This is a genomic window from uncultured Phascolarctobacterium sp., assembly GCF_902463975.1.
Lineage (GTDB): Bacteria > Bacillota > Negativicutes > Acidaminococcales > Acidaminococcaceae > Phascolarctobacterium_A.
The window spans coordinates 28,073-53,463 of sequence record NZ_CABQHJ010000019.1 but is presented as its reverse complement, the minus strand read 5'-3'; the positions used below and the strand labels follow the sequence as shown (position 1 = coordinate 53,463).

22 protein-coding genes, 2 riboswitches and 1 other annotated feature are annotated in these 25,391 nt (G+C 47.3%); of the genes, 3 read left to right on the top strand and 19 right to left on the bottom strand.

Going from position 1 to position 25,391, the window contains the following annotated elements:
* Positions 1–256: 256 nt before the first annotated feature.
* The 19 genes from RDW05_RS06870 to RDW05_RS06780 all read right to left on the bottom strand — a co-directional run bounded on the left by RDW05_RS06870 (position 257) and on the right by RDW05_RS06780 (position 21,777).
* On the bottom strand, positions 257–922 hold the full coding sequence (locus RDW05_RS06870; protein ID WP_307978356.1) for a hypothetical protein: 666 nt from the start codon (positions 920–922) through the stop codon (positions 257–259).
* 129 nt (positions 923–1,051) lie between these two features.
* Positions 1,052–3,706: a valine--tRNA ligase gene (locus RDW05_RS06865; RefSeq protein ID WP_307978355.1), complete on the bottom strand. Its 2,655-nt coding sequence runs from the start codon at positions 3,704–3,706 to the stop codon at positions 1,052–1,054.
* A 41-nt stretch (positions 3,707–3,747) separates the two neighbouring features.
* Positions 3,748–3,960: a binding site (T-box leader), on the bottom strand.
* 80 nt (positions 3,961–4,040) lie between these two features.
* On the bottom strand, positions 4,041–4,289 hold the full coding sequence (locus RDW05_RS06860) for a hypothetical protein (RefSeq protein WP_307978354.1): 249 nt from the start codon (positions 4,287–4,289) through the stop codon (positions 4,041–4,043).
* Complete coding sequence (locus RDW05_RS06855) at positions 4,261–4,518, bottom strand: DUF4160 domain-containing protein (RefSeq protein ID WP_178872751.1); 258 nt, start codon at positions 4,516–4,518, stop codon at positions 4,261–4,263. The genes RDW05_RS06860 and RDW05_RS06855 overlap by 29 nt, the downstream gene beginning before the upstream one ends.
* Entirely contained in the window at positions 4,511–4,789 is a 279-nt protein-coding gene (locus tag RDW05_RS06850) for a hypothetical protein (RefSeq protein ID WP_307978353.1), read from the bottom strand. The genes RDW05_RS06855 and RDW05_RS06850 overlap by 8 nt, the downstream gene beginning before the upstream one ends.
* Before the next feature lie 220 nt (positions 4,790–5,009).
* Positions 5,010–5,549, bottom strand: coding sequence for a hypothetical protein (locus tag RDW05_RS06845; protein ID WP_307978352.1), 540 nt, complete (start codon positions 5,547–5,549; stop codon positions 5,010–5,012).
* A gap of 145 nt (positions 5,550–5,694) precedes the next feature.
* Positions 5,695–6,234, bottom strand: a complete 540-nt coding sequence (locus tag RDW05_RS06840) for a hypothetical protein (protein ID WP_304106697.1) — start codon at positions 6,232–6,234, stop codon at positions 5,695–5,697.
* A gap of 173 nt (positions 6,235–6,407) precedes the next feature.
* Positions 6,408–7,619 carry an OFA family MFS transporter gene (locus RDW05_RS06835; protein WP_307978351.1) on the bottom strand — a complete coding sequence of 404 codons (1,212 nt, stop codon included), beginning with the start codon at positions 7,617–7,619 and terminating at the stop codon, positions 6,408–6,410.
* 826 nt (positions 7,620–8,445) lie between these two features.
* Entirely contained in the window at positions 8,446–8,616 is a 171-nt protein-coding gene (locus RDW05_RS06830; protein WP_009144802.1) for a hypothetical protein, read from the bottom strand.
* Positions 8,617–8,630: 14 nt separating this feature from the next.
* Positions 8,631–10,778: a ferrous iron transport protein B gene (gene feoB, locus RDW05_RS06825; protein ID WP_307978350.1), complete on the bottom strand. Its 2,148-nt coding sequence runs from the start codon at positions 10,776–10,778 to the stop codon at positions 8,631–8,633.
* A 13-nt stretch (positions 10,779–10,791) separates the two neighbouring features.
* A complete protein-coding gene (locus RDW05_RS06820; RefSeq protein ID WP_298880274.1) occupies positions 10,792–11,013 on the bottom strand; it encodes a FeoA family protein in 222 nt (73 codons plus the stop codon).
* Between the two features lie 17 nt (positions 11,014–11,030).
* On the bottom strand, positions 11,031–11,240 hold the full coding sequence (locus tag RDW05_RS06815; protein WP_363186546.1) for a FeoA family protein: 210 nt from the start codon (positions 11,238–11,240) through the stop codon (positions 11,031–11,033).
* A gap of 243 nt (positions 11,241–11,483) precedes the next feature.
* Positions 11,484–13,856, bottom strand: coding sequence for a heavy metal translocating P-type ATPase (locus tag RDW05_RS06810; RefSeq protein ID WP_374111020.1), 2,373 nt, complete (start codon positions 13,854–13,856; stop codon positions 11,484–11,486).
* Between the two features lie 1,056 nt (positions 13,857–14,912).
* Positions 14,913–15,893 carry an ABC transporter ATP-binding protein gene (locus RDW05_RS06805; RefSeq protein WP_307978348.1) on the bottom strand — a complete coding sequence of 327 codons (981 nt, stop codon included), beginning with the start codon at positions 15,891–15,893 and terminating at the stop codon, positions 14,913–14,915.
* Positions 15,883–16,677, bottom strand: a complete 795-nt coding sequence (locus tag RDW05_RS06800; RefSeq protein ID WP_276864880.1) for an ABC transporter ATP-binding protein — start codon at positions 16,675–16,677, stop codon at positions 15,883–15,885. Before RDW05_RS06800 ends, RDW05_RS06805 begins: the two co-directional genes overlap by 11 nt.
* A 25-nt stretch (positions 16,678–16,702) precedes the next feature.
* A complete protein-coding gene (locus RDW05_RS06795; RefSeq protein ID WP_307978345.1) occupies positions 16,703–18,268 on the bottom strand; it encodes an ABC transporter substrate-binding protein in 1,566 nt (521 codons plus the stop codon).
* A gap of 76 nt (positions 18,269–18,344) precedes the next feature.
* Positions 18,345–19,181 carry a nickel transporter permease gene (gene nikC, locus RDW05_RS06790; RefSeq protein ID WP_307978344.1) on the bottom strand — a complete coding sequence of 279 codons (837 nt, stop codon included), beginning with the start codon at positions 19,179–19,181 and terminating at the stop codon, positions 18,345–18,347.
* Between the two features lie 6 nt (positions 19,182–19,187).
* On the bottom strand, positions 19,188–20,129 hold the full coding sequence (gene nikB / locus RDW05_RS06785; RefSeq protein ID WP_293829774.1) for a nickel ABC transporter permease: 942 nt from the start codon (positions 20,127–20,129) through the stop codon (positions 19,188–19,190).
* A gap of 84 nt (positions 20,130–20,213) precedes the next feature.
* Positions 20,214–20,345, bottom strand: a riboswitch (adenosylcobalamin (AdoCbl) riboswitch).
* Between the two features lie 124 nt (positions 20,346–20,469).
* Complete coding sequence (locus RDW05_RS06780) at positions 20,470–21,777, bottom strand: MATE family efflux transporter (RefSeq protein WP_307978342.1); 1,308 nt, start codon at positions 21,775–21,777, stop codon at positions 20,470–20,472.
* A gap of 256 nt (positions 21,778–22,033) precedes the next feature.
* Here RDW05_RS06780 and RDW05_RS06775 point away from each other — a divergent pair, with 256 nt between their 5' ends.
* The 3 genes from RDW05_RS06775 to RDW05_RS06765 all read left to right on the top strand — a co-directional run bounded on the left by RDW05_RS06775 (position 22,034) and on the right by RDW05_RS06765 (position 25,248).
* Positions 22,034–23,008 (top strand): M14 family metallopeptidase, encoded by a 975-nt coding sequence (locus tag RDW05_RS06775; protein WP_307978340.1) that lies wholly within the window; start codon positions 22,034–22,036, stop codon positions 23,006–23,008.
* Between the two features lie 177 nt (positions 23,009–23,185).
* Positions 23,186–23,280, top strand: a riboswitch (NiCo riboswitch).
* A gap of 76 nt (positions 23,281–23,356) precedes the next feature.
* Positions 23,357–24,301 carry a cation diffusion facilitator family transporter gene (locus RDW05_RS06770; RefSeq protein WP_307978338.1) on the top strand — a complete coding sequence of 315 codons (945 nt, stop codon included), beginning with the start codon at positions 23,357–23,359 and terminating at the stop codon, positions 24,299–24,301.
* Positions 24,302–24,459: 158 nt separating this feature from the next.
* The gene (locus tag RDW05_RS06765) at positions 24,460–25,248 is read left to right on the top strand and encodes a transporter substrate-binding domain-containing protein (protein WP_307978336.1); all 789 of its coding nucleotides are present in this window, start codon (positions 24,460–24,462) and stop codon (positions 25,246–25,248) included.
* Positions 25,249–25,391 lie beyond the last annotated feature (143 nt).

The following is a 25,391-nucleotide window of genomic DNA, read 5'->3' as shown; positions in this document are numbered from 1 at the left end:
ATAAGTGCGAGAGTAAAGCAACATACTTTTTCTCTTACACTTATATGGTACTAAATAACCGCCCCAATCCTGGCAGATTAGCGGTTATTTTTTAACAACAATCCAAAAGGGTTAACCGTCTATCGGCAGCACCTTTTCTACACTTATAATAACACAGATAAGCGCTTTTGACAAGCTAACCTAGCTTATTTCACAAATTCCGCACGGCTTTCGCCGTGCTTTTTTATTGTTCGCTTACCGCTTTTTACCAAAGTCTTTAATTTCTCTCCGGATGATAACCGGGCAATGCCGATGTTTTCAGCCCTAAACCATACTTGCGCAGCGGTTCAATGTTGCTTGCCACAGCACGCTTATAGGTTTCATTTCTCGCACTGTCACTGGCCATATCCAGCCAGCCCGCTTCAACATTATGGCCATAACGCTCCAGAGCAGTTATGCGGTGCTGAATTTCATCACCCAGCTCCTCATAACGGCACATATCAGGCTCTACCCAGCCAATGCCAGTCTCCTTGGCATGAGTACGCCATTTATCCATATTTTCATATTCCGCTACAAGGCGCGCGTTTGTCATCACATAAATGTTGGTACGGTTATCAAACCAATCCGGGCGCTCCTCAAATGCATCAGGAGGCAGCGGGTCCAGCTCGCCATAAAAAGCAGTCGGCACAGAACCATCAACCTTAGTTCGGGTAATTTTAACGCCCTGCTTTGCCGCAGCTGCATCTGCACGCTCTTCTTTAGTCATGCCTTGTTCGCTCTTCTTACTGCTATCCGTCTTTTTGCTACCGGAATGCATTGCACTGTCCACAGCCTTATTGGCAATCTTGTTGGCAATATTACCCAAGTTAAAACCAGCCTCTGCCTGCAGCGTAAAGCTCAGCAGCATTGCTACACTCGCACCTAAAGCTAATACCTTTTTCATGTCCACGCCTCCCTATATTTATTAACTTTATTATAACACACCCTTTCTGCAAAAAAAGAGAGCTACCGCAAATTTTACGGTAGCTCTCCCAAACTGTCTAAAATGTAACAAAAATCACTTCAGTCAGTCTTATAAGGTCTTCAGGTATTCCAGGCGCTCGTTAATCGCAGCCTTCTTACCATTCAGCTCTTCAGCCTTAGCCTTTTCCTTTTCGATAACAGCCTCAGGTGCTTTAGCCAGGAAACCGGCGTTGCCCAGCTTGCCTTCAACACGGCTCAGCTCCTTGTCGATAGCAGCCAGCTCTTTGTTCAGGCGGGCATTTTCCTTCTCGACATCAATCAGGCCTGCCAGCGGCAGATAAACCTCAATGCCTGCTACAACTGCAGCCATAGCATTTTCCGGTTTAGCAGCGTTGTCAGCCAGCACAGTCAGCTCGCTGATAGCGCCCATCAGGTGGATGTAGTCGGCGTTAGCCTCGATACCGTCCTTCAAATCTGCTGCAGCCAGCATGGTTGCCGGAACCTTCTTTCCGGGCGGTACGTTAACTTCTGCACGCATGTTACGGATAGCCTTGATGCTTTCCATGATTGCGCCCATCAGGCGTTCTGCCTCGTCGTCCATCAGAGCTTCGTCAGCCTCAGGCCACTTGGAAATCATAATGCTTTCTGCTTCATGCGGCAGGCATTGGTAAATTTCCTCGGTGATGAACGGCATGTACGGATGCAGCAGCTGCATAGCGCTGGTCAGTACGGTTGCCAGAACATGCTGTGCGGTTGCACGCTCTTCAGCGTTTTCTTTATTATACAGACGCGGTTTAGCAAGCTCGATATACCAGTCGCAAACCTCGCCCCAGATGAAGTCGTAAATCATGCGGCCAGCTTCGCCCAGCTCGAACTTCTCCAGCATTTCGGTAACGCTCTTAGCGGTGTGCTGCAGACGGGACAGAATCCATTTATCAGCCAAGGTATACGGAGCCAGCTTAGCGTTGGCATCGTAGCCTTCCATGTTCATCAGAGCGAAACGGGAAGCGTTCCAGATTTTGTTGGCAAAATTACGGGTTGCCTCTACACGCTCCCAGTAGAAGCGCATATCGTTGCCCGGGGTGTTGCCAGTAATCAGCATGAAGCGCAATGTATCGGCGCCGTATTGGTCAATAACCTCTAGCGGGTCGATGCCGTTGCCCAGAGATTTGGACATCTTGCGGCCTTGGCTGTCGCGAACCAGACCATGGATGAATACCTTGTCGAACGGAATCTCATGCATGAATTCCATACCCATAATCAGCATACGTGCAACCCAGAAGAAGATGATATCGTAACCGGTTACGAGCACGCTTGTCGGATAGAATTGCTTTAAGAGCGGAGTCTTATCCGGCCAGCCCATAGTAGAGAACGGCCACAGAGCGGAGCTGAACCAGGTGTCCAGTGCGTCCTCGTCCTGATGGATATGTGCGCTGCCGCATTTCGGGCAGACAGTCAAATCGGTGCGGCTGGCGCTCATTTCGCCGCAGTCATCGCAGTACCATACAGGAATGCGGTGGCCCCACCAAATCTGACGGGAGATACACCAGTCACGGATATTATCCATCCAGCCGGTATAGGTTTTGGTGAAGCGTTCCGGTACAAATTGTGTACGGCCGTCTTCAACGCAGTCCACAGCAGCCTTAACCAAAGGCTCCATCTTAACGAACCATTGGGTGGAAACCTGAGATTCAACAGCATGGCCGCAGCGTTGGCAGTGACCAACAGCATGGGAATGCTCTTCAACCTTAACCAGATAGCCGTCAGCCTTCAGGTCGGCAACGATAGCCTTACGGCATTCCTCACGGGTCATGCCTTCGTATTTGCCTGCTTCTTTAGTCATAATGCCGTCCATGCCGATAACAACGATGCTCGGCAGATTGTGGCGGATACCCATCTCATAGTCGTTAGGATCATGGGACGGAGTAATTTTTACAGCGCCGGTACCGAATTTGGTATCAACATAGCTATCAGCGATGATAGGAATAATTCTGTCGGTAGTCGGCAGACGCAGGGTTTTGCCAACCAGGTCGCCATAACGCGGGTCCTCCGGATTAACTGCTACTGCAGTATCGCCGGGCAGAGTTTCCGGACGGGTGGTAGCAATCATCAGGCTGCGGCCTTCTTCTTCAACTACAGGGTAGTTGATGTACCAGAGATGGCCCGGGTCATCCTTATGCTCAACCTCGATATCGCTCAGTGCGGTGTTGCAGTTTACACACCAGTTGGTGATACGGGTGCCTTTGTAAATCAGGCCCTTTTCAAACAGAGTGCAGAAAACCTCGCGAACAGCCTTGGAGCAACCTTCATCCATAGTAAAGCGCTTACGCTCCCAGTCGCAGGAAACGCCCAGATGCTTCAGCTGGTTGATAATGCGGTCGCCATATTGCTCCTTCCATTCCCAAACGCGTTTCAGGAACTCTTCGCGGCCCAGGTCATAACGGGTTTTGCCTTCCTCTTTTTTGATAACCTCTTCAACCTTAATCTGGGTTGCCAGACCTGCATGGTCATAGCCGGGCATCCACAGAGTGTTGTGGCCCATCATGCGGTGCCAGCGGATCAGGATATCCTGCAGGGTATTATCCAGTGCATGGCCCATATGCAGCTGACCGGTGATATTCGGTGGGGGGATAACAATACTGAAGGCTTCCTTGCCCTCTTCTACTTCGGCATGAAAATAACGATGCTCTTCCCAGAATTTATACCATTTCTTCTCTACGGAAGCAGGATCATAAACCTTAGGGATATTATGCTCTTCACACATAAAAAAATTCCTCCTTAAAATAAACAAGCCCTGTCCTTTACGGACAGGGCGAATAATCGTGGTACCACCTATCTTCCTTATGCTTTTTGCACAAGGCACTCAATGCACGTAACGTGTGCGCACGTTTTTGCCTACTGCAATGTTCAGCAAAACAGCTCCCGAGCTACACTCACCTCACCGCCACACAGCTTGCACCAACCGCTGCTTCTCTTTAGTGGCTTTACGGAGATAAGCCTCTCGTTCCTCGCCTGTAGATATTTTGCTATACTCTATATCTTAGCAAGGAACAGGTGGGATTGTCAAGAGGGAGAAAGGATTTATCGACTTCTTTACATTAATCCTTCTCCATATACTTTACATTAGCCTGATAAAGCTTATTAACCTTATACGCTTCAATATCGTCCATATTGGTTTCAATTAGCTCGTTGTTATAAAAACGGGCAAACTCATTTGGCTTATGCAAATTGATTATAGTAACACTGTCGCCTCTATCAAAAAATGCATATCCTTGAACGATAACCTCAGCAGCATCTGCTAAAGCATAAACATCTGCCTTACTGTCCAAAATGTCTGAACCACTCATAAATAATATCCTTCTTATTTAAGCTAATATACATCTGAATCTTTTTCAAATCCTTAGCAGGAATCTGCGCATCATTATGCTCCATAATAATCTCATCATCTTTTATCCAAAATTTTGCAGACACCTTTGACGGAGCGCCTTTGCATACATGAACATGAGGCGGTTCGCCATCTTCGCGCGACCAAAAGAAAAAGACATATCCCATAAAATCAAGTAACGCTTTAGGCACTTTTTTGCATCTCCTTCTCCTTTTCCCTCGCCATTTCCCAAATCAAAGGCATATTATTACGCAAATAACGCTCCTGCATCATAATATCATCCTCTGAAAAACCAAAGGCCTTAGTATTCGCAATGCACGGAAGCTGCCACTCCGAAAAATCAAAACCAGTAGCATTCGGACGTTCAAAACGAGCTACAATACTTGCAAAACCATCTTTGTTACGTGCAATATTAGAAAAAGTAAGAACAACCTCATTTATAGTGCTGTAATAGTTCGTCATAACAATTACCTCCATTCAAGTATCCTATCTATATATCATTATACCATAGACTTCATACTCTGAGTATTTATTTACCACTTCAAAAAGCCGCCACGCTTACGCGCAGCGGCTCACAGCAGTTTACTTATCTCACTACCACATATACTGCTTTTCATCGGCAGCTTGTAAAGATAAGCATTTCATTCTTAGCAAAGACCATAACACCATTTCAAAGTGCAGCTCAATCAAAGGATTTTCTCACAACATATGTAGTTTTGCCGTCAGGAATATCCGGATTCTGCTCGAAAATAGAGCATAGTACAGACGTTAATTTACCGGTAGCAGCCTCTACCTGCATATTGATGGTGTAAACCTGATGCTGATAAACTTCCTTCCCTTTGGAATTTTTAAACTTTATCTTCTTATTATGCTTGGGACCAATGGCATACAGATAAACAGCATGATATTTTTCATTAGGATTATTTATCTTGGAATCATTGACGAATTTACCATTGTAAGACGGGTGGAATTCAAGCGTCGATGCAAAATCATCAATGTACTTAAGCATTTCCGGCGTAATTTTAGGTGTTTGCGTTACATCCTTAATGTAACTGGGATATCTGTAATATTTTCCGTCCTGAGGTTTTACTACAACATTCTCCACCTTCTTATCGGGCTCAGGCGCAGGCTTTTTATCCTTGACATCATCACCGCAGCCTGCCGCCAAAAGCAGCGCTACCAGCAGACCTGCTGTAGCCAGATACTTCCATTGCTTTTTCATAAACTTCGCCTCCTTTTTTACATCTGCTTAAGCTTTTTGCTTTTCTCTACGCTTATTATATGCCAGAGAGCGAAAAAGCGCCCCACCCCAAAAGCCGTTTTAGGGTAGGACGCTCAAAATTTTTATTGATTTATGCTAAAGCAGGTTAATCAAATCTTTTTTTCACAACATATGTAGTTTTGCCATCAGGAATATCCGGATTCTGTTCAAAAATAGAGCATCTTACAGACTTTAATTTATCGGTAGCGGCATCTATCGTCATATTGATGCTGTAAACCTCCTGCTGATAAACTTCCTTACCTTTGGAATTCTTAAACTTGATCTTATTGTTATGATTTGGACCAAGAGCAGACATATTGATATAGTGAATTTTTTCTTCCGGATTCTTTATCAGGGAGTTATTGGTGAATTTGCCCTTGGAATCCGGGTGGAATTTAAGCGTCGAGGCAAAATCATCAATGTACTTAACTATTTCCGGTGTCATCTTCGGTGTTTTGGTCACATCCTTAATGTAATCGGGATATCTGTAATATTTTCCGTCCTGAGGTTTTACTACAACATTCTCCACCTTTTTCTCCGGCTCAGGCGCAGGCTTCTTATCCTTGGCATCATCGCCGCAGCCTGCCGACAAAAACAGCGCAGCAATCAAACCTGCCGTAGCCAAATACTTAAAATGCTTTTTCATAATGTACGCCTCCTTTATCCAGCAGAATATTTTTTTCTCTACGCTCATTATATGCCTGAGAGCGAAAAAGCGCCCCACCCAAAATGCTATTTTAGGGTAGGACGCTTAAAATTTTTCGTTTTTTTAGCTAAAAAAGTGATTTTACAATGTAAATAGCTTCATCAAACAAAAGCTCAGGCAGTTTTGCCCTTCAGCTTAAGCACTGCTGCCAGCAGCAGGCTTACTACAAAGCAGACGCTGAAGAAGTACAGGGTAAAGCTGTAGCTGTGTGTGCGCTCGTAAATTACGGATAAAAGCAGCGGTCCTGCAATACCTGCCAGGCCCCATGCTGTTAAAATACGCCCGTGGATTGCGCTCAGCTGCTTGGTGCCGAACAAATCGCTCAGATACGCCGGCATGCAGGAAAAACCGCCGCCGTAGCAGGTGATGATGATGAACACCAGCAGTTGGAACATAAAGCTTTCATTTACGCCACCCAAAAGGTAGAAGGCCACAATCTCGATAACGAAAAATGCCAGATACGTATTCGCACGGCCAATATAGTCGGAAACAGTGGACCACACAATACGACCGCCGCCGTTCAGCAGGCCGATAATACCAACCATAGACGCCGCCGCAATCGGAGACATACCGATAACCTCCTGTGCCATAGGCGATGCTACCGCTAAAAGGCCGATACCGCAGGTGATGTTCGTAAAGAAAATCCACCACAAAGCATAGAACTGCCAGGTGTGCATAGCCTCCTTCACGGTGTACTGCACATGCTCAGGCATCTTTACCTTAAACTGTCCTTTGCCTGCTGCAGTTTCCTGCTTCGGCGCCTCCAGATAAAGTGCGGAAGCAGTCATAACCACTGCATAAATGCAGGCCAGAATCACAAAGTTTTCTACCAGGCCGTATTTAGCAATCAAAATCTGCATCAACGGACCTGCAACGAGGCTGGCAAAGCCAAAGCCCATAATCGCCAGGCCGGTTGCAAGACCGCGATTATTGGGGAACCACTTTACCAGTGTAGACACCGGGGTAATATAGCCTGTTCCCAGACCGATACCGCCGATAACGCCGTAAAAAAGATATAACATCAGCAAGCTGTGCTGTGTCAGTGCGTAGGCCGTGCCCAACAGACCGCTTACGAAAAAGCACATGGATATCAGACCGCTGCGGCGCGGACCGTATTTTTCAACATACGTTCCCAAAAAGCCCGCAGAAGTACCCAGAAACAAAATCGCCAGTGAAAAGGTCCAGGTAACCTCCTTCAGCGAAAAACCCATAGCCTGCATAATAGGCTTCGTCAGTACACTCCATGCGTATACGCTGCCAATGCTGATGTGAATGCCGATGGCTGCCAGCACGATCAGCCATCTGTTTTTTGTCTGTTGCATCATGAATACCTCTCTTTATAAGTATTACCTAGTCACCCGGGTTTTCCTTTTGCTCCTTATAAAGAAAAAACGTCTGGGCGATTTTGCCCAGACGGTCGGCGCATACATTCATCTGCCTCCACGTGGTCAATTCCACTCATCCGTCAGGAAGCAGACTGCATTAGGTTATGACTCTATTATACACAAAATTCCGCAATTGTCAACATATAGTGTTTTATTAATATTTTAATACTATATAGTGTAGAAAAATTTCCCTTCCGCCTCACTTCGCTCGGCAGCTTTCCCTTATGGGACACAACCCTCAGTCATCGCCTACGGCGATGCCAGCTCCCTTGCAGGGAGCATATAGAAAGTTAGAGGTTCAATATATCATTATATCTTCCCTGAAAGGGAAGGTGGCTGCGAGCTTTGCGAGCAGACGAAAGGGTTGCGATATTTAATTGCGATGCACACATTCCCCTCTCCGTCATCGCTTTGCGATGCCACCTCTCCCCTAGGAGAGGCAAGAAGAAAGCTTAAAGTCAAAGACATGTTAACTGCAAAATGAAACAACCCTCAGTCATCGCCTGCGGCGATGCCAGCTCCCTTTCAGGGAGCATATAGAAAGTTAGAGTTTCAATATATCATTATATCTTCCCTGAAAGGGAAGGTGGCTGCGAGCTTTGCGAGCAGACGGAAGGGTTGCGATATATCAATTGCGATGCACACAGTCCCTTCTCCGTCTCACTTCGCTCGGCACCTTCCCCTATGGGGCAGGCAAGAAAAAGCTCTAACAAACATAAAAAGAGCCGCGCGAACGCGCGGCCCTTCAATACTCATCATACTAAAATTATTTCTTACGAAGATTTACAGTTGTCGTATGCTTGCAATGCGGGCAGCAAGCCTTACCGCCGCCGGCATCACAGCCAATGCAGCCACCGGTTTTATGTGCCTTGATGACCTGCTTGGATGCCAAATACACACAACCAACAATAATCAGACCAATAATCCAGGTTGCCATACGAAACACCTCTTTTATTTTGCATCAATGCTCATAACCGTCTCTTTGTTATATTTCTTAGCTGGACGGAAGAGCAGATACAGGAACGCAATCAGGAAAACAACAGCCACGCCGGTACCAAAGCTGAACGCTTCACCGCCGACAAACACTCTGCCGAACTGGTAAACCATCAGGCAAATGCTGTAAGCATACAGGTTTTGGAAGAGGATAGTTGCCCAGGTCCACTTCTTGCTGTTCATCTCCTGGCTCATAGTGGAAATCGCTGCCAGGCAGGGAGAATCCAGCAGGTTGAACACCAGGAAGGAGAACGCTGCAACCGCACTCGGGAAGAACGCCATAACAGCAGTCCACAAATCAGGCTCATCCTCAGCTGCATCAGCCAAGCCGGAGAGAATAGCCATCGTGCTGACGATAGACTCCTTAGCCACAAAGCCGGAGAAAGCAGCAGCCACAGCCTGCCAGCTGTCAAAGCCCAAAGGAGCGAAGATAGGAGCAAGACCATTACCGATATAAGCAACAAAGCTCTTTTCAGTATCAACCATAGCAACAGAGCCTTCATCAATACCAAAGCTTGCCAGGAACCACATAACAACGCAGCACAGGAAGATAATAGTACCGGCTTTTTTCAGGAAGCCTGCAACACGCTCCCAGGTATGCAGCAGCACGTTTTTGGCAGCAGGCAGATGGTACGGCGGCAGCTCCATAACGAACGGAGCAGGATCACCGGCAAACAGCTCAGTCTTTTTCAGAATGATGCAAGCAGTAATTACAGCGAAGAAGCCGACAAAGTACATAATCGGAGCCATGTACCAGTCACCGCCCATAATAGCACCGGAAAGCAAAGCAATAACAGGCAGCTTAGCGCCACAGGGGATAAAGGTTGTAGTCATGATAGTCAGACGACGGTCGGTTTCGTTTTCAATAGTACGGGAAGCCATGATACCCGGTACGCCGCAGCCTGCAGAAATCAGCAGAGGAATGAAGCTCTTGCCGCTCATGCCGAACTGACGGAAGAAACGGTCCATAATGAAGGCCACACGCGCCATATAACCGCAGTCCTCCAAAAAGCTCAACAGCAGGAAGACAATGGCCATCTGCGGAGCAAAACCGATCGGTGCGCCAATGCCGCCGATAATACCGTCAACAACAAGAGATACCAGCCAATCCTCACATTCGGCAGCCTCCATGTGCTCCTGCACCCAAGGCTGAATCCATTCGCCGAACAATGTATCATTGGTAAAGTCGGTTACAACAGTACCTACGGTTTCTACAGCAATGTAGTAAACCAGGAACATGATAATCGCGAAAATCGGCAAAGCCAGGAAACGGTTCGTTACAATACTGTCGATTTTATCGGAAATCGTCAGACCGGTCTGGCCTTTGACAACTGCATTGCTCATCAGCTCGCCAATGTAGTTATAACGCTCGTTGGTAATAATGCTTTCGGCATCATCATCCAATGCTTCTTCACAAGCTGCAACGATTTCTTCAATCTTAGCCTGCTCGCCCTCACTCAGGCCCAAAGCATCAGCAATTTTCTTATCACGCTCAAACAGCTTTACCAGCAGCCAGCGCTCGCTCATACCGTGCACCTTGTTGCCTGCTTCGCGGGCAATCGCAGTCAGAGCATCCTCAACTTCGCTGCAGAAGCGCATATATTTCGGTGCAGCACCGCCGACAGCTTTAATTGCTTTTTCGGCAGCCTCACCGGTGCCTTCACCCTGCAGTGCGGAGGTTTCCACAATCTCGCAGCCAAGCTCGGCAGCCAGTTTAGCGGTATCAATCTTATCGCCGTTCTTGCGCACGATATCAATCATGTTCAAAGCAATAGTTACAGGATAACTCATCTCCATAACCTGAGTAGTCAGGTACAGGTTACGTTCGATGTTGGAGCCGTCAACCAGATTCAGTACGCCGTCAACATCATTTTGCAGCAGATAGTTACGGGAAACAACCTCCTCCAAAGTGTACGGAGACAAGGAATAAATACCGGGCAGGTCAGTAATAATTACATCATCATGACCTTTGAGGCCGCCTTCTTTTTTCTCTACAGTTACGCCGGGCCAGTTACCAACATATTGGTTGGAACCGGTCAAATCATTAAACATTGTTGTTTTGCCGCAGTTAGGGTTACCAATCAGGGCAATCTTGATCTGTTTCATCTTTTCCCTCCAATTATTCTACAACGATGTGTTCAGCCTCGCCGTTACGCAGTGACAGCTCATAGCCACGTACTGTTACCTCCACCGGATCGCCCAGCGGTGCAACCTTGCGTACAAATACGCTCACACCCTTAGTCACGCCCATATCCATAATACGTCTTTTTACCGCACCCTCGCCAACGAGCTTGGCAACGGTAACTGTTTCACCAACAGGAACTTCTTTTAATGTTTTCATAGCATCCTCCACATACATCAGATAAATATTTTGGCTGCCATCTGCTTGCTCAGGGCAATGCGGGCATCCTTCACATTGACGATAAGGTTACCGTCAATTTCAGAAATAACAGTTACAGCTGAGCCTTCTACAAAGCCCAGGTTAGCCAGAAAGCGTTTGATTTCATCCTTGCCGCGAACAGCGCTGATTTTGTTAGTCTCGCCGCGACGGGCCATTAATAAAGGCATCATAATTCCCTCCAAAGAATTTGTTAGCAGATACTAACTTGACACGATTTTTTTAGTAGTTAGGCATTCCTAACTACTATTGAAAGTTTACGTCAGCTATAAATTTTTGTCAAGCATTTTTTGTAAAATCCTACGCTAATTTACAAAATTAGTTAGCTTATGCTGTTATGTTTACAAAAAATATCGGCTGACTTTATAGTCAGCCGACGTAAACCAAATCAGCATATTAGCTGTAGCTTTTTATTATATCTTTTTGTAGAGAATACGGATAGAATTCAGCACGCACAGCAAAGATACACCGGTATCCGCAAAGACTGCCGCCCACATAGAAGCGTAGCCCATAAGGCCTGCAATCATAATGATAACCTTAACAGTCAGAGCGAAAATTACGTTCTGCCATGCAATCGCACCGGTTGCACGCGCAATGGCAATCGCCTGCGGAATAGCCTTCACTTCGGAATTCATGAACACAACGTCTGCAGCCTCAATCGCAGCGTCTGCACCGCTGCCCATAGCAGCGCCGGCATCCGCACCTGCCAGAACCGGCGCATCGTTAATGCCGTCACCGACAAACATAACCGGGCCGTACTTGTTGCGCAGCATATTCAGCTCGCTGAGCTTATCCTGCGGCAGCAGCTGAGCGCGTACCTCGTCAATGCCTGCTTCCTTAGCCACAGCCTGCGCTTCCTTCTGCGCATCGCCGGTGAGCATAGCGGTTACCAGGCCTTGTGCCTTCAAAGAAGCAATAGCTTCCTTAGCATCTTCCTTCAATGTATCGTTAATCAGCAGCTGGCCCATATATAAGCCATTGTCGGCAACAAGCACCTCACTGCCGCTTTCGGTAGGAGTATAGCCGCCGTATTCAACGTTAAAGCGTTGCAGCAGCTTGGTATTGCCGCACAGAACCTTGCGTGCGCCAAAGTATGCAACCAAGCCTTCGCCGGCAATTTCTTCAAACTTATCGGGACGTACAAGCTCAAGCTTTTCAGCCTTAGCAGCCTCCACGATGCTTACGGCAATCGGGTGAGTAGAAACAAGCTCTGCACTTGCGCACAGGCGCAGCAGCTCGTCAGCTTTCATGCCTTCGGCAGCATTAACCTTCTGCAGCACGAAGTTACCCTTGGTAACGGTACCGGTTTTATCCATAACCACGGCAGCAATGTTTTTCAAAGCCTCCATAGCAACACCGCCCTTAAAGAGAATACCGTACTTGGAGCCGGCGCCGATGCCGGAGAAGAAGGCCAGCGGCACGCTTAGTACCAGTGCGCAGGGGCAGCTGATAACGAGGAAGGTCAGCGCAGTGTAAATCCATTTATTCCAGTCGCCGGTAATCAGGGACGGAATCACAGCAGTCAGTACTGCTGCAGCAACAACAAACGGAGTATAGATACGTGCGAAGCGGGTAATGAAGCGGTCGATGGTCGGCTTGCTGGCAGCAGCGTTCTCCACGCTGTCCAGAATGCGGGTTACCATGGATTCTTCCAAAACCTTTTCTACACGGATTTTCAGCATACCGGAGGTATTTACGCAGCCAGAAACAACCTCATCGCCATATTTACGCTTTACAGGCACAGGCTCGCCGGTTACCGGAGAGGTATCTACCAGGCTTTCGCCGTCAATAACAACGCCATCCAGAGGAATACGGTCGCCTACGCGTACCAGCAGAATGTCGCCTACGTGTGCGTCAGCGGCAGGAATAACCTTCACCTCTTCGCCTACCAGCAGGTTGACAACCTCAGGACGCATGTCAACAGCGTCCATAATCTGGCCACGGCTCTTTTCTACCGCACGCTGCTCAAAATATTCGCCCACACGATAGAAGAACATAACGCCAACAGCCTCTTCCCAAGCCTGAATTGCAAACGCACCTAATGTTGCAACGGTCATGAGGAAGTTTTCGTCAAATACATTGCCCTTCGCAATATTCTTCAAGGCAGTCAGCACAATGCGTCCGCCCAGCAGAATATAAGCAAAAATCAGGAAGTACATATGATATGCTTCCGGCACCAGTCCCAGCCATTCGGTGATGATGAATACTGCACCGCCAAGTACGATTTCTATAATTGTCTGTTTTTCGCTCAGCTCAGAAAGGATACCACCGGATTTTTTGCGTTCCTCCAGCTCGGGCGCCAGGGAAGGCTTGCTTTCAGCCTCCAGCAGCACAACGCCCTCTTCTGTCTTATCGGTTACAGCCTGCATTTTCTCTAGCAGACCGTTGTAATTTTTTGCACTTACGCGCAGCTTTTTCGTAGTAAAGGTCAGGATTGCTTCATCAATCTCAGGCATAGCATTCAGCGCGCGTTCAATCTTGGCACCGCAGTTAGCGCAGTCCAGATTTTTCACTAAATATACTCTGCTCTTGCCGCCTAATTGCGGACGGCGGTCACGCGGTACTACCACTACGTCGGACTCAATAGAGGTACAGATTTTCTGAATTTCCGGCAGCAAAGCCTCATGGTCTGCAGCGCTGAGGCGCAGCTGCTTGGTAGCAAAGCTTACGTTGGCATAGGTTACGCCCGGCAGCTCTTTAATTTTATATTCCATTTTGGCAGCGCAGTTAGCACAGCCAAGATTTTGTAAAATATATACGCGTTTTACCTTATCGGCATCCGGCATACGGCAGGTGCAATTAGCAAGGCTTTCACCGCATACATCGCAGTACTCCTCATGCGGATGGCAGATTTCGCATTGGCAATTATCAGGATGACCAGGAACGTGATGTCCGTGCGCATGACTATGCTCGTGGCTATGGTCATGACCGCAACCGCATTCGTCACCATGTGCGTGAGCGTGTTCGTGCTCATGACCGTGGTCGTGACCGCAACCGCATTCGTCACCGTGTGCATGAGCGTGTTCATGTTCGTGGCCGTGGTCGTGTCCGCAACCGCATGCGTCGCCGTGAGCGTGAGCGTGCTCGTGCTCATGGTCGTGTCCGCAACCGCACTCATCGCCGTGTGCATGAGCGTGTTCGTGCTCGTGTGCGTGGTCATGTCCACAACCACACTCATCGCCGTGCGCATGAGCATGAGTGTGTTCTTCGTGCTCATGGTCGTGTCCGCAGCCACATTCGTCGCCGTGTGCGTGCGCGTGAGCGTGTTCTTCATCTTCATGCTTATGGTCATTGCCACAGCAGCAGTCATCGCCATGCTCATGGGAATGCTCTTCATGGTCATGATCGTGGTCGTGCCCGCAGCCGCAAGCATCGCCATGAGTATGCTTGGGCACATGTCCCATAGTTTTGTGATCATGGTCCTTGCCGCAGTGACCGCAGGTACAGCCTTCCGGATGCTTGCTGTAATCCTCTACGCTATTGATATGGCCGTCAATGTGACGAAAAGCTCTTACATCGCCGGCACCGTTGCGGATATCTTCCAAATCTTGCTTCATTATATTTACCACCTTTCTTTTCAGGTTCTCTTGGTATTCATATGAGTGATTATTCATATATTGTGTAAAAAATAATAGGAAAGGTGACAGCACCTTTCAGTAAAATCCTTGATATCTCTATTATAACATAAATAACGTATGAGTCAATACTCACCTATAGAATTAGTGATAAAAATTCCTAAGAAAAAAATGGGTACAGCATTCGCTGTACCCACTATAAAAAATTGATGGAGAAAATTACTTTTAAAGAAGCTTTATGCTGACGCATATCGCTTCAGAACTACATTAGTCAAACAAATGGCAGGCAACCCAATGGCCGTGCTCAACCTCTTTCAGCTCAGGCTTAACCTGCACGCAATGCTCCGTGCAGTGCTCGCAGCGGCTGGCAAAGGGGCATCCAGGTGGCAGGTCCAGCGGACTCGGGATTTCGCCTTCCAAAGGCTCAATCTTTTCGCCCGGCTTGAAGTCTACCTTAAATACAGCACCCATAAGCGCCTTGGTGTACGGATGCTTGCAGCTTTCTGCAATGCGGCCGTGCTCCAGCCATTCTACTACGTTACCCAAGTACATTACCGCAACCTGATGGCACATCAGGTCTACCAGACCGAGGTCATGGGCAATGAACAGGTAGGTAATATTTTTTTCTTTTTGAATGCGGCACAGCAGCTCGCAGATTTTTTCCTGTACGGAAACGTCCAGCGCACTGGTCGCTTCATCGCACACGATAATCTTCGGTTCCAGTGCCAGAGCGCGGGCAATGCCCAGACGCTGACGCTGACCGCCGGACATGCTGTGCGGATAGCGGTCCTTGAATTCAGCAGGCAGCTCAACCATTTCCAGCAGCTCTGCTGCTTTAGCGTCTACCTCGCTGTTTTTTATCAGACCGAAGTTTTTCAAAGGCTCGGTGAGGATATCCTTAACAAGCATCTTCGGGTTGAAGGCAGCAGTAGGATCCTGGAACACCATCTGGATGTTCTTTCTGTCCTGACGCAGCTGTTCACCGTTAGATTTCATCAGATCGTGACCTTCGAAAATAGCTTCACCGCTGGTAGCAGGGTGAATACGCAACAGAGTACGCACCAAGGTACTCTTGCCGCAGCCGGATTCACCGATAATGCCCAGGGTACGGCCTTCGTATGCACGCAGGTTGATGTCATTGCAGGCAGTCAGGAACTTGCCGCCGTCAACTGCAAATTTTTTGGTAAGGTGGTTAATCTCCAGTACCAGTTTAGTACGTTCATAGGCCGGTCTTTCATTATTGCTCATAATATGTCTTACCTCCTATGACCGGAACTGCCCTCAGCAGCTGTTTTGTATAATCATCCTGCGGATTAGCAATAACGTCCTCACGCTTGCCATATTCCACAACATGACCGCCCTTCATAACCATCAGCTTGTTGGATACATAGGAAGCAACGCCCAGGTTATGCGTAACCATAATTACGGCAACGCCGTATTCGTCACGAATATCAACAATCTGACGGATAATCTGAGCCTGAGTAGTTACGTCCAGGGCACTGGTAGGTTCATCGGCCAGGAGGATTTTCGGGCTGAAAATCATGGCCATAGCGATACCTACACGCTGACGCATACCGCCGGACAGCTCAAACGGATAGCTGTTCATGATATTTTCCGGGTTCGGCAGACGCACGTTAGTCAGCATATCACAGCACATCTTATAAGCCTGGTCCTTAGACTTGTCAGGCTGATGCGCCTGAACGTAGTCAATGAACTGTTGGCCGATACGGCGGATAGGATTAATCATATTGCCGCTGTCCTGGAAAATCATGGACATCTCGCTGCCATACATTTTGCGCCATTCATCGGGAGTATTTTGTAATACATCCTTGCCGTCAAAGATGATGCTGCCGCGGCTAACGCGGCCGGCACCAGGCAGGCAACCCATAATAGCGCGGATAACGGTGGTTTTGCCACTGCCAGACTCGCCAACGATGGACATAATCTCGCCCTTATCCAATTCTAAGCTGGCACCGGTTACGGTGAGCTTGTCACCGTAGCTGATGTCTAAATCTTTTACTTCAAGTAGCATTAAGCGTTACCTTCTTTGTAAATTATTAGTTAGCAGATTTGATATCTTTGGTCAGCCAGTAGTAATCGCAAGGCAGGATTTCTGCGTTAGCAATAGATTTGTTGGAAACCATGTTGGTTTGCGGATGACCGAATACCAGGGAAGCTGCATCGTCGAGGATAACCTTTTGCATTTCGATAACCAGCTCACGACGTTTAGCCGGGTCAAATTCTACGCCCAGTTTATCGGACAGAGCATCAAATTTCGGATTGCTGTAGCCGGAACCGTTCTGCTCTTGACCGGTCTTGAGGTACATGTTCATGAATACTTCAGGATCGCCGGCCTGCAGAGTCAGTACGTTGGAAATCAGCAGGTCATAATCACCTTTACGGCCGATACCATCCAGTACGTTGTAGTCAACGTTCTTCAGGTTAACTTTAATGCCGACTTTCTTAGCGTCAGCCTGAGTAGCTTCTGCATACAGAGGCAGCTCAGCACGGCCGCTGTAGAATACGAAGTTCAGTTCCAGGTTTTTGCCGTCTTTATCAACAAAGCCGTCGCCGTTGGTATCTTTCCAGCCAGCTTCAGCAAGCAGCTTTTTAGCGCTTTCAACATTGTATTGGTTTTTGTCGTATTTGTACAGTTCATCATAACCGTAGTCAACAGAAGGCGGCAGATACGGACCACCGGGAACGAAGGTGTCTTTCAGCAGAACCTTGTTGTAGGTTACACGGTCCAGAGAACGCAGCAGAGCTTCGCGGACTTTGATATCGCCCAACGGTCTGTCAGCACGTACATTCAGACGAGCAAGTACGTCACGCAGGGAAGCGATATTGGAGATGTTGTATTTGTTTTTGTCTTTGAACAGCTGGAGGTCGCCTGCTGCAATGTTAATAGCGAAGTCGATTTCGCCTTTTTGCAGAGCCATAGCACGGGTGTTAGGATCGTCGATAGTCAGGATATCAACCTCTTTGAACGGAACTGCGCCATCCCAGTATTTTTCGTTTCTAACCATTTCAGCTTTAGCTTTGCTGTAGGATTTTACTGTATAAGGACCGGTGCAGATAGCGCCTTGTTTTGCAGTATCGCGGTCTTTAATGGTTTGGGTATCAACGATAATGAACAGAGGGTCACCGAGCATACCGGGCAGAGTCGGTACCGGTTTTTTAGTTTTGATAATTACGTTTTGCCCTTCACCCTTGATGGATTCAAATTCGAACATGGATTTTGCACGAGCTGCTTTTTCAAAGGTACGTTGGATAGAAGCTGCTGCCAGCTCACCGGTCAGTTTTGTGCCGTTGGAGAAGCAAGCCTTATCGTTGATGTGGAAGGTCCAGGTCAGCTTATCATCAGAAACGGTCCATTTATCAGCCAGCCAAGGAATAGCATTCATTTTTTTATCGAATTTAACCAGGCATTCGCCCAGGCCGTAGCGCATTACAATCCAGCCAAAGTAGTTATCGGTGGTTTCCAGGGAGTCAGCGAAGTTGGTAACACCAAATTTTACAACTTCCTTGTGCTCAGCTTTTTTGTCACCGCCACAGCCTGCTGCTGCAAATGCCAGTAAACCGATCATAGCCGCTGCTGCGGTAGCTTTAAACATTTTTTTCATTTGTCATCTCTCCATTTCATATACTCATTTAAACCGGCAGACTTCTGCCGGATATCAAAAACTAAGGCAAAAATAATTAATCCTGTACGTCATTACGCGGGTCAAGCACATCACGCAGATTATCGCCCCAAAGATTGAAAATCATAACGGTAACAAAGATTGCCAAACCGGGGAAGAACATCAGCCACGGTGCAGTCTGCAGCTGCTGACGGCCTTCGTTCAGCATCAGGCCCCATTCAGGAGCAGGCGGTTGGCTGCCGAAGCCAAGGAAGGACAGGCCTGCAAGCTCCATCATCAGAGCACCGATATCTGCTGCTGCGGTAATAACCATCATCGGCAGGATATTCGGCAGGATATGTACCCACAGGATATGGCTGGAAGTACCGCCGTTAACGATTGCTGCTTCTACATAGTCACGACGTTTAATCTGCAGTACCAGGCTGCGGGATAAACGCGCATATTTTGTCCAGCTTACAATCGTCAGCGCGATTACGGCGTTTACAAGGCTGCCACCCATAATACCGGCAACAGCGATAGCCAAAATCATGCCAGGGAAGGAAATCATCATATCGGAGATACGCATGATAACCATATCAACTTTACCACCGAAATAACCGGAAATAACACCCATAGAAGTACCAACGATAAATACGCTGGCTACCAGAAACAATACACCGCTCAGGGAAGCACGCGCACCATAAAGTACACGGCTGAAGCAGTCACGGCCCAGCTTATCTGTGCCGAACAAATGGCTTCCGCCAGGGGCCATAAAAGCATCCTGCATCGTTGCATGAGTCGGGTCATACGGAGCAAGAACAGGTGCAGCAAAAGCAATAGCAATCAGCACCAATACCAGAACTGAGGTTACGGCAAAAGCACGGTTGGTTTTAAAACCATTAATAATTGTTTCCATTTGCTCTTACCTTACCTTTCTCAGACGCGGATCAAGATAGTTATAAGAGATATCAACAATGAGATTGATAACCATATACATCAACGCAATCCACACAACAACACCTTGTACCAGCTGGAAATCACGGTAGGTAATTGCTTCAATCGCCAGACGGCCAAGGCCGGGCCATTGAAAAACAATCTCGATAACCGCAGCACCACCCAGAAGGTTACCTAAAGACAGACCTAAAAGCGTAATCAGCGGCAGCAGAGCGTTCGGAAGAACCTCTTTCCACAGAATATGGCTTTCACTCATACCACGCGCGCGTGCACCGACAACATAGTCCTGATGCAGCTCTTCCAGAATAGCAGCACGCACCTGACGTGTGTACTTGGAAGACATTGCAAAGGCCAACGTTGCCGCAGGCAGGATAATCGTGTCAACACCAATCGTACCGCCAACAATAGGCAACAGGTCAAGTTGCAGACCAAAAATCCACAGCAGCATCAAGCCAACCCAAAAGCCCGGCATTGATACGCCAAGGAAAGTAAAGCTGCGTACTATATAGTCAAACCAGCCACCGCGCTTAACTGCGGAATAAATGCCGGCAGGAATAGATACCACCAGCATCATTGCAATGGAAGCCAGAGACAATAGGATAGTACCGGGCAAACGCTCGAACAGCTCCTCAACAACAGGCTTTTTAGCCATGAAGGAGAAACCGAGGTTGCCATGCAGCGCACGACCCAACCAATCCAGATACTGGAAGAAGAAGGGCTTGTCAAGACCTAATTCTGCACGCAGTGCATCAATTTCGGCCTGACTAACAATAATATCCTCGTTACCTGCAATCATCTGACGAGCTACATCGCCAGGGGCCAGCATTACCAAAGCAAAGGTAATAAAGCTGATGCCCAAGAGGACGAGGATGATCTGCCCCAGTCGGGACAGAAGCTGCTTTTTCGTCAAAGCACATCATCTCCATCAAAAAAATTACCCTTCCTGCAAAAGAGCGCAGAAAAGGTACATACTTACAATGTGCACTATTGTAAACATATATATATTTCCGTCGCTAGCAGGAATATATCAACTGAGGAAATCAACCTGACTTAGCCTTGCGGCATCACAGTGGCTTGACCGCTACGGATTTGCACCGTATTCCGATTATTACCTGCATAGGCAGGCACCTCAGAAGAGTATAGATTTGTAAAAGGTCTTTATATCGGCAAAAAAGAATAATCTAACACTTATAAATTTATAATAGCACGAATTCTCATTATTTGCAACAAATTTGTTACAAAAGGGTTGCTTATGCAAACTCTCTTCTCAAAGAAGACAAATAGAATAAAAGTATTATTGACTGAGACAGCATAAAGCCCAGCAAGGCCAGCCACAGTCCGCTGTTGCCCCAAAGCGGCACCAGCTGCCACTGCAAAAGGTAAAATACTAAGAGTGCCATCAGCATCATGTTGCGTACCGGTGCGGTTTGAGTAGCTCCGCAGAAAACTCCGTAAAGCACCATGCCGATACCGGCGCAGACAGGATAGAACAAAACGAAAATATTATAAGTTATAGACGTTGCTACAACCTCTTCAATATTGGTAAACAGGCGGATGAAAAATTCATTGCCCAGATGATAGCCGAGCATCAGAATAGCGGCCAGCACTACCAGCCATTTGAAGGTCATTTTTATGGTAGCGGCAAACAGCTTACCGTTCTTCGCACCTACCGCACGGCCGCTGAAAATCGCCGCGCCGTTCGCCATGCCGTCAATCAGGTAGCTCATTATATCCTTGAGCTGCAGCAGTACAGCGTTGGCTGCCAGTACCACAGTACCAAAGGAAGCTCCGACTGCCGCAATAATATTATTTACAGTCAGAAGGCAGGCAGTACGAATCATCAGGTTGACATTCACCTGCAACATGCCGATAAACTCACGCCAGTCCAGCAGCTCGCTCCAAGGCAACGCCTTGTAATCAAAATCACCGTAATAGTACATCAGTACTACGCTCAAGATACCGCCGTAAAGCTGGCTGAGCAAAGTAGCAAAAGCCACGCCCGTAATATCCATATGCAGCAAAAAAACAAACCAGATACTCAATGCCATGTTCAGCACATTCATGGAAACCTGCATAAACACACTCGCCCGCACCCGTGTCTGCCCCATAAGCCAGCCCAAAGCCACATAATTGCCCAACACCAGCGGTGCCCCCCAGATAAGAATGTAATAATAATCACGGCACAGCTCGTTGACCTCCGGTGCAGCGCCAATCATAGCCAGATACAGTTCCAAAATCGGTTTTTGGAAAAGGATGCAGCAGGCACTTATCAGCATTGCCAGAACCAAGGGCTTAAAAAAGGCGAGCATACCCAGTCTTTTATCGGCAGCGCCAAAGGCCTGTGCCGCATAACCGGTAGTACTCACACGTAAAAAACCAAATAACCAATATAAATTGTTGAATAAAATAGCTCCAAGGGAAACTGCTGCAATATATTTAGGGTCCGGAAGCTGTCCCATAACTGCCGTATTCACCGCACCCATCAAAGGCTGTGTCATTGTCGACAGCATAAACGGTACTGTCAGTCCCAAGTATTCCCTATCAGTCAGAAGGTTCACTCTATCTGTCCCCCCTTGTTTATTCGCACTAAATTTTATTTTAAAAAAACATCTTGTGTGAATAGCTTATCATATGTTATAATTTATTGCAAGTAAAAAAAGTAGCAATTGCCAAAAATATTTCTGCGGAAAATTTGCCATTCTTCGCAAAAGAAAAATTTATACGCTATTGCTTAATTTTTTAGGCTTCAGTTAGCTGACGCTAATAGAAAAATTATTATAAAAAGTATGAGAAATATATCAAAGGAGTGAGCACATGTCTGAAACACTAAATATATGCGGACTGACTATCGAACGCGGCACTAAACTGCGCACGTATCTGCCCATACCGGACACCAATGTAAAAATCCCCCTGACTATTATCAACGGCGAAAACGATGGCCCTACACTGCTTATTACCGCAGGCATCCATGGCGGCGAATATCCCGGTATCGCAGCAGCAATGGAGCTGGGCCGTGATATTGAGCCCGAGCACGTTACCGGCTGCCTGATTATGATGCACCCTGTCAATATCCAGGGCTTTTGGGCACGCCGCGAAATGATTGTGCCCGAAGACGGCAAAAACCTGAACCGCGTTTTCCCGGGCGATCCCACGGGAACGCTTGCCGATAAAACTGCATATTTAATCAGCAACAACTTTTTCCCGATTGCTGATTTTTATGTAGACATGCACAGCGGTGATATCCACGAAAGCCTGCATCCCTACGTTTACTATCCCGGCCAGCCCACTGCCGAAGTAGAAAAGAAATCACGTTCTGTAGCGCGCGTACTCGATATGGAATATATGGTACGCTCGTTGGCAACAGGCGGTGCCTATAACTACGCCGCCAGCACCGGACTGCCTTCTATCCTTATTGAACGCGGCGGCGCCGGCCTCTGCCTGCACGAGGATATCGAAGCCTATAAGGACGATATCCGCAATATCCTGCGTAAGCTGAAAATGTTCTCCCTGCCTGTAAAGCCACGCCATCACTCTCCGCGTGATGTAGAAAACCTTATTTATTTGGAAGCATTGGAAACAGGCTGCTGGCTGCACCACATCCATAGCGGCGACTTTGTTGAGGAAGGCCAGGTTTTGGGACGCATCACCGACGTTTTCGGCAACACACTGACAACCTATTACGCAGAGCAGACAGGTGTAATTCTTTACGTCTGCCCGGCACTGGCATCTCCCAAGGGCACCATTCTTGTAGCCTACGGCACCATCAAGGAATTTGATGACGAAGAGTAAAAATTGCTTGATGGCCTTTATCGATTAGCCATAGGTATCCTCCTGCTTAAGTTAGCACTTAATCTCTATGCAGGAAATTTTTCTCTGCGAACTGTAAAATATTTTACAAAAACTGCTTGACAAAGCCTTTGCTAACCGCTTATAATTCAGATAATCTCTTTGCACTGCAATTTAGCTACAGTACAAACTGATCAGGCGGTAAACCTTCTTCCGGGTTTTTGCAGCCGGGCCCTTTGGGCAGCAGACCTTGACGCAACGTCTGCGGGACAGTTAACTACTATCTCGCAGGCGTTTTTTATATGTAAAAAGGCCTGCAAAAATGCAAAGACCACTTTAGGAGGTTTTATTATGAAATTTGAAAACGATGCCGAAAGAATCGCTATGATTGTTTCCATCAACAGTATTATCGGTAATCTGCTCTTGTCGCTTGGTAAACTGATTGCCGGTTTCGTCGCCCAATCCGCTGCCATGGTTTCCGACGGTATCCACTCCGCGTCTGATGTTTTCGGTACCCTCATTGTTATGGCCGGCGTAAAATTTTCCAACAAGGCTTCGGATGAAGAGCATCCCTACGGTCACGAACGTATTGAATGCATTGCCGCTATTCTTTTGGCAATAATCCTGACGATTATTGCCCTGCTCATCGGCTACAGCGGTTACGAAAAAATTGTAGGTGACCCGGCTGAGCTGGAAATCCCCGGACAGCTTGCTCTGTGGGCAGCAATTATTTCCATTGTTGCCAAAGAAGCAATGTTTTGGTACACCCGTAACGCTGCACAAAAAATCAATTCCGGCGCCCTGATGGCAGAAGCATGGCATCACCGCAGTGACGCTATGAGCTCCGTAGGTGCTTTCATCGGTATTTTGGGCGCACGCATGGGCTATCCTATTTTAGACCCGATTGCCAGCTTAGTTATCTGCGTGATGATTTTATATGCTGCCTACGAAGTATTCAAGGATTCTATGGATAAGATGGTTGACCGCAGCTGTGATGAGGAAACAGCAACCGCTATGGAAGAGCTTATTTCCCGCGTTCCCGGCGTAGAGCATCTCGACAGTCTGCACAGCCGTCTTTTCGGCAGCCGTATTTATGTTGATATTGAAATCAGCGTCAAGGATAACCTTACCCTACTGCAGGCACATCACATCGCTGAAATGGTGCACACAGCCGTTGAAGCCAACTTCCCGCTGGTAAAGCATTGCATGGTCCATGTCAATCCTTTGAGCGAGGACAGCCACGAAGCCTGCACTATGCTGCCGCCAGATTTACGTCCGCACAATCTGCATAATTAAACAAACGCTTCTTAATTATATATACAATAATTTTTAATAATATTTTTTGATATACCCTCTTGACAATCCCTAGAAAGGGGGTATATAATTTAGGCAACTAATGAGCAACTGCTCATATGAGTAGTTAATTTAATAAATTATATTGGAGGTATCTGCTAATGAAAAAGATGTTATTTATCCTTGTCAGCATGCTGTGCCTGCTTTTATCAGCCGGCTGCGGCAGCGACAAACAAGCAGCGCAAGCACCCGCTTCCGACAAGGTACTGCGTGTAGCAACATCACCTGCTTCTCCGCCCTTTGAGCTTTATCTCAAGGAGCAAAACAAATTTACCGGCTTTGATATCGATTTAATCAACGATGTGGCCAAAAAAATGGGTTATGACAGAGTTGAATTTATTAACACCCCGTTCGACGAGCTTCTGCCCGGCCTGAATCATAAAAAATATGATATCGCCATGAACAACTTCAGTAAAACCAAAGCACGTACCATCGATTATGCTGCAAGTGATTCCTATGCCAAAGCTGCTTTCTCTATCGTTGCCAAAAAAGGCAGCAACCTCAAAGCAGATATCGACAGCATGAACGGCCGTAAGGTTGCCATCAAAAAAGGTGCTTCTGCTGTACGCGTAGCAAAATCCTTCCCCGGCAGCATCATTGTTGAATATCCGGAAAACGCCAGTGCTTTACATGCAGTAGAAACCGGCGAAGCTGACTACGCTATCTGCGGTAACCTCACTACTGCTTTCTATATGACTCACACCGATGACGACAATTGCCTGCAGGTTGTAGGCCATTCCGAACGCCAGGATGATCTTGTTGTCTATGCTGAAAAAGGTAATGAAGAGCTGATTAAAAAATTCAACGTTGCTTTGAGCGACTATAAAAAGAGCGGTGAATACAAAAAACTCATCAACTTCTACTTCGGCGATATCGAAAAACAATCCTAAAACACCCCTAACTCAGCTAAAAGCTTAATGCTTTTATATATCACACCCCTATAATACTCTTTTTATAATACTCCTATAATACTCCTTATCAGCCGGCATCCCCTAAAGCCGGCGAACAAACACTCAACTCATCAAAAACAGAA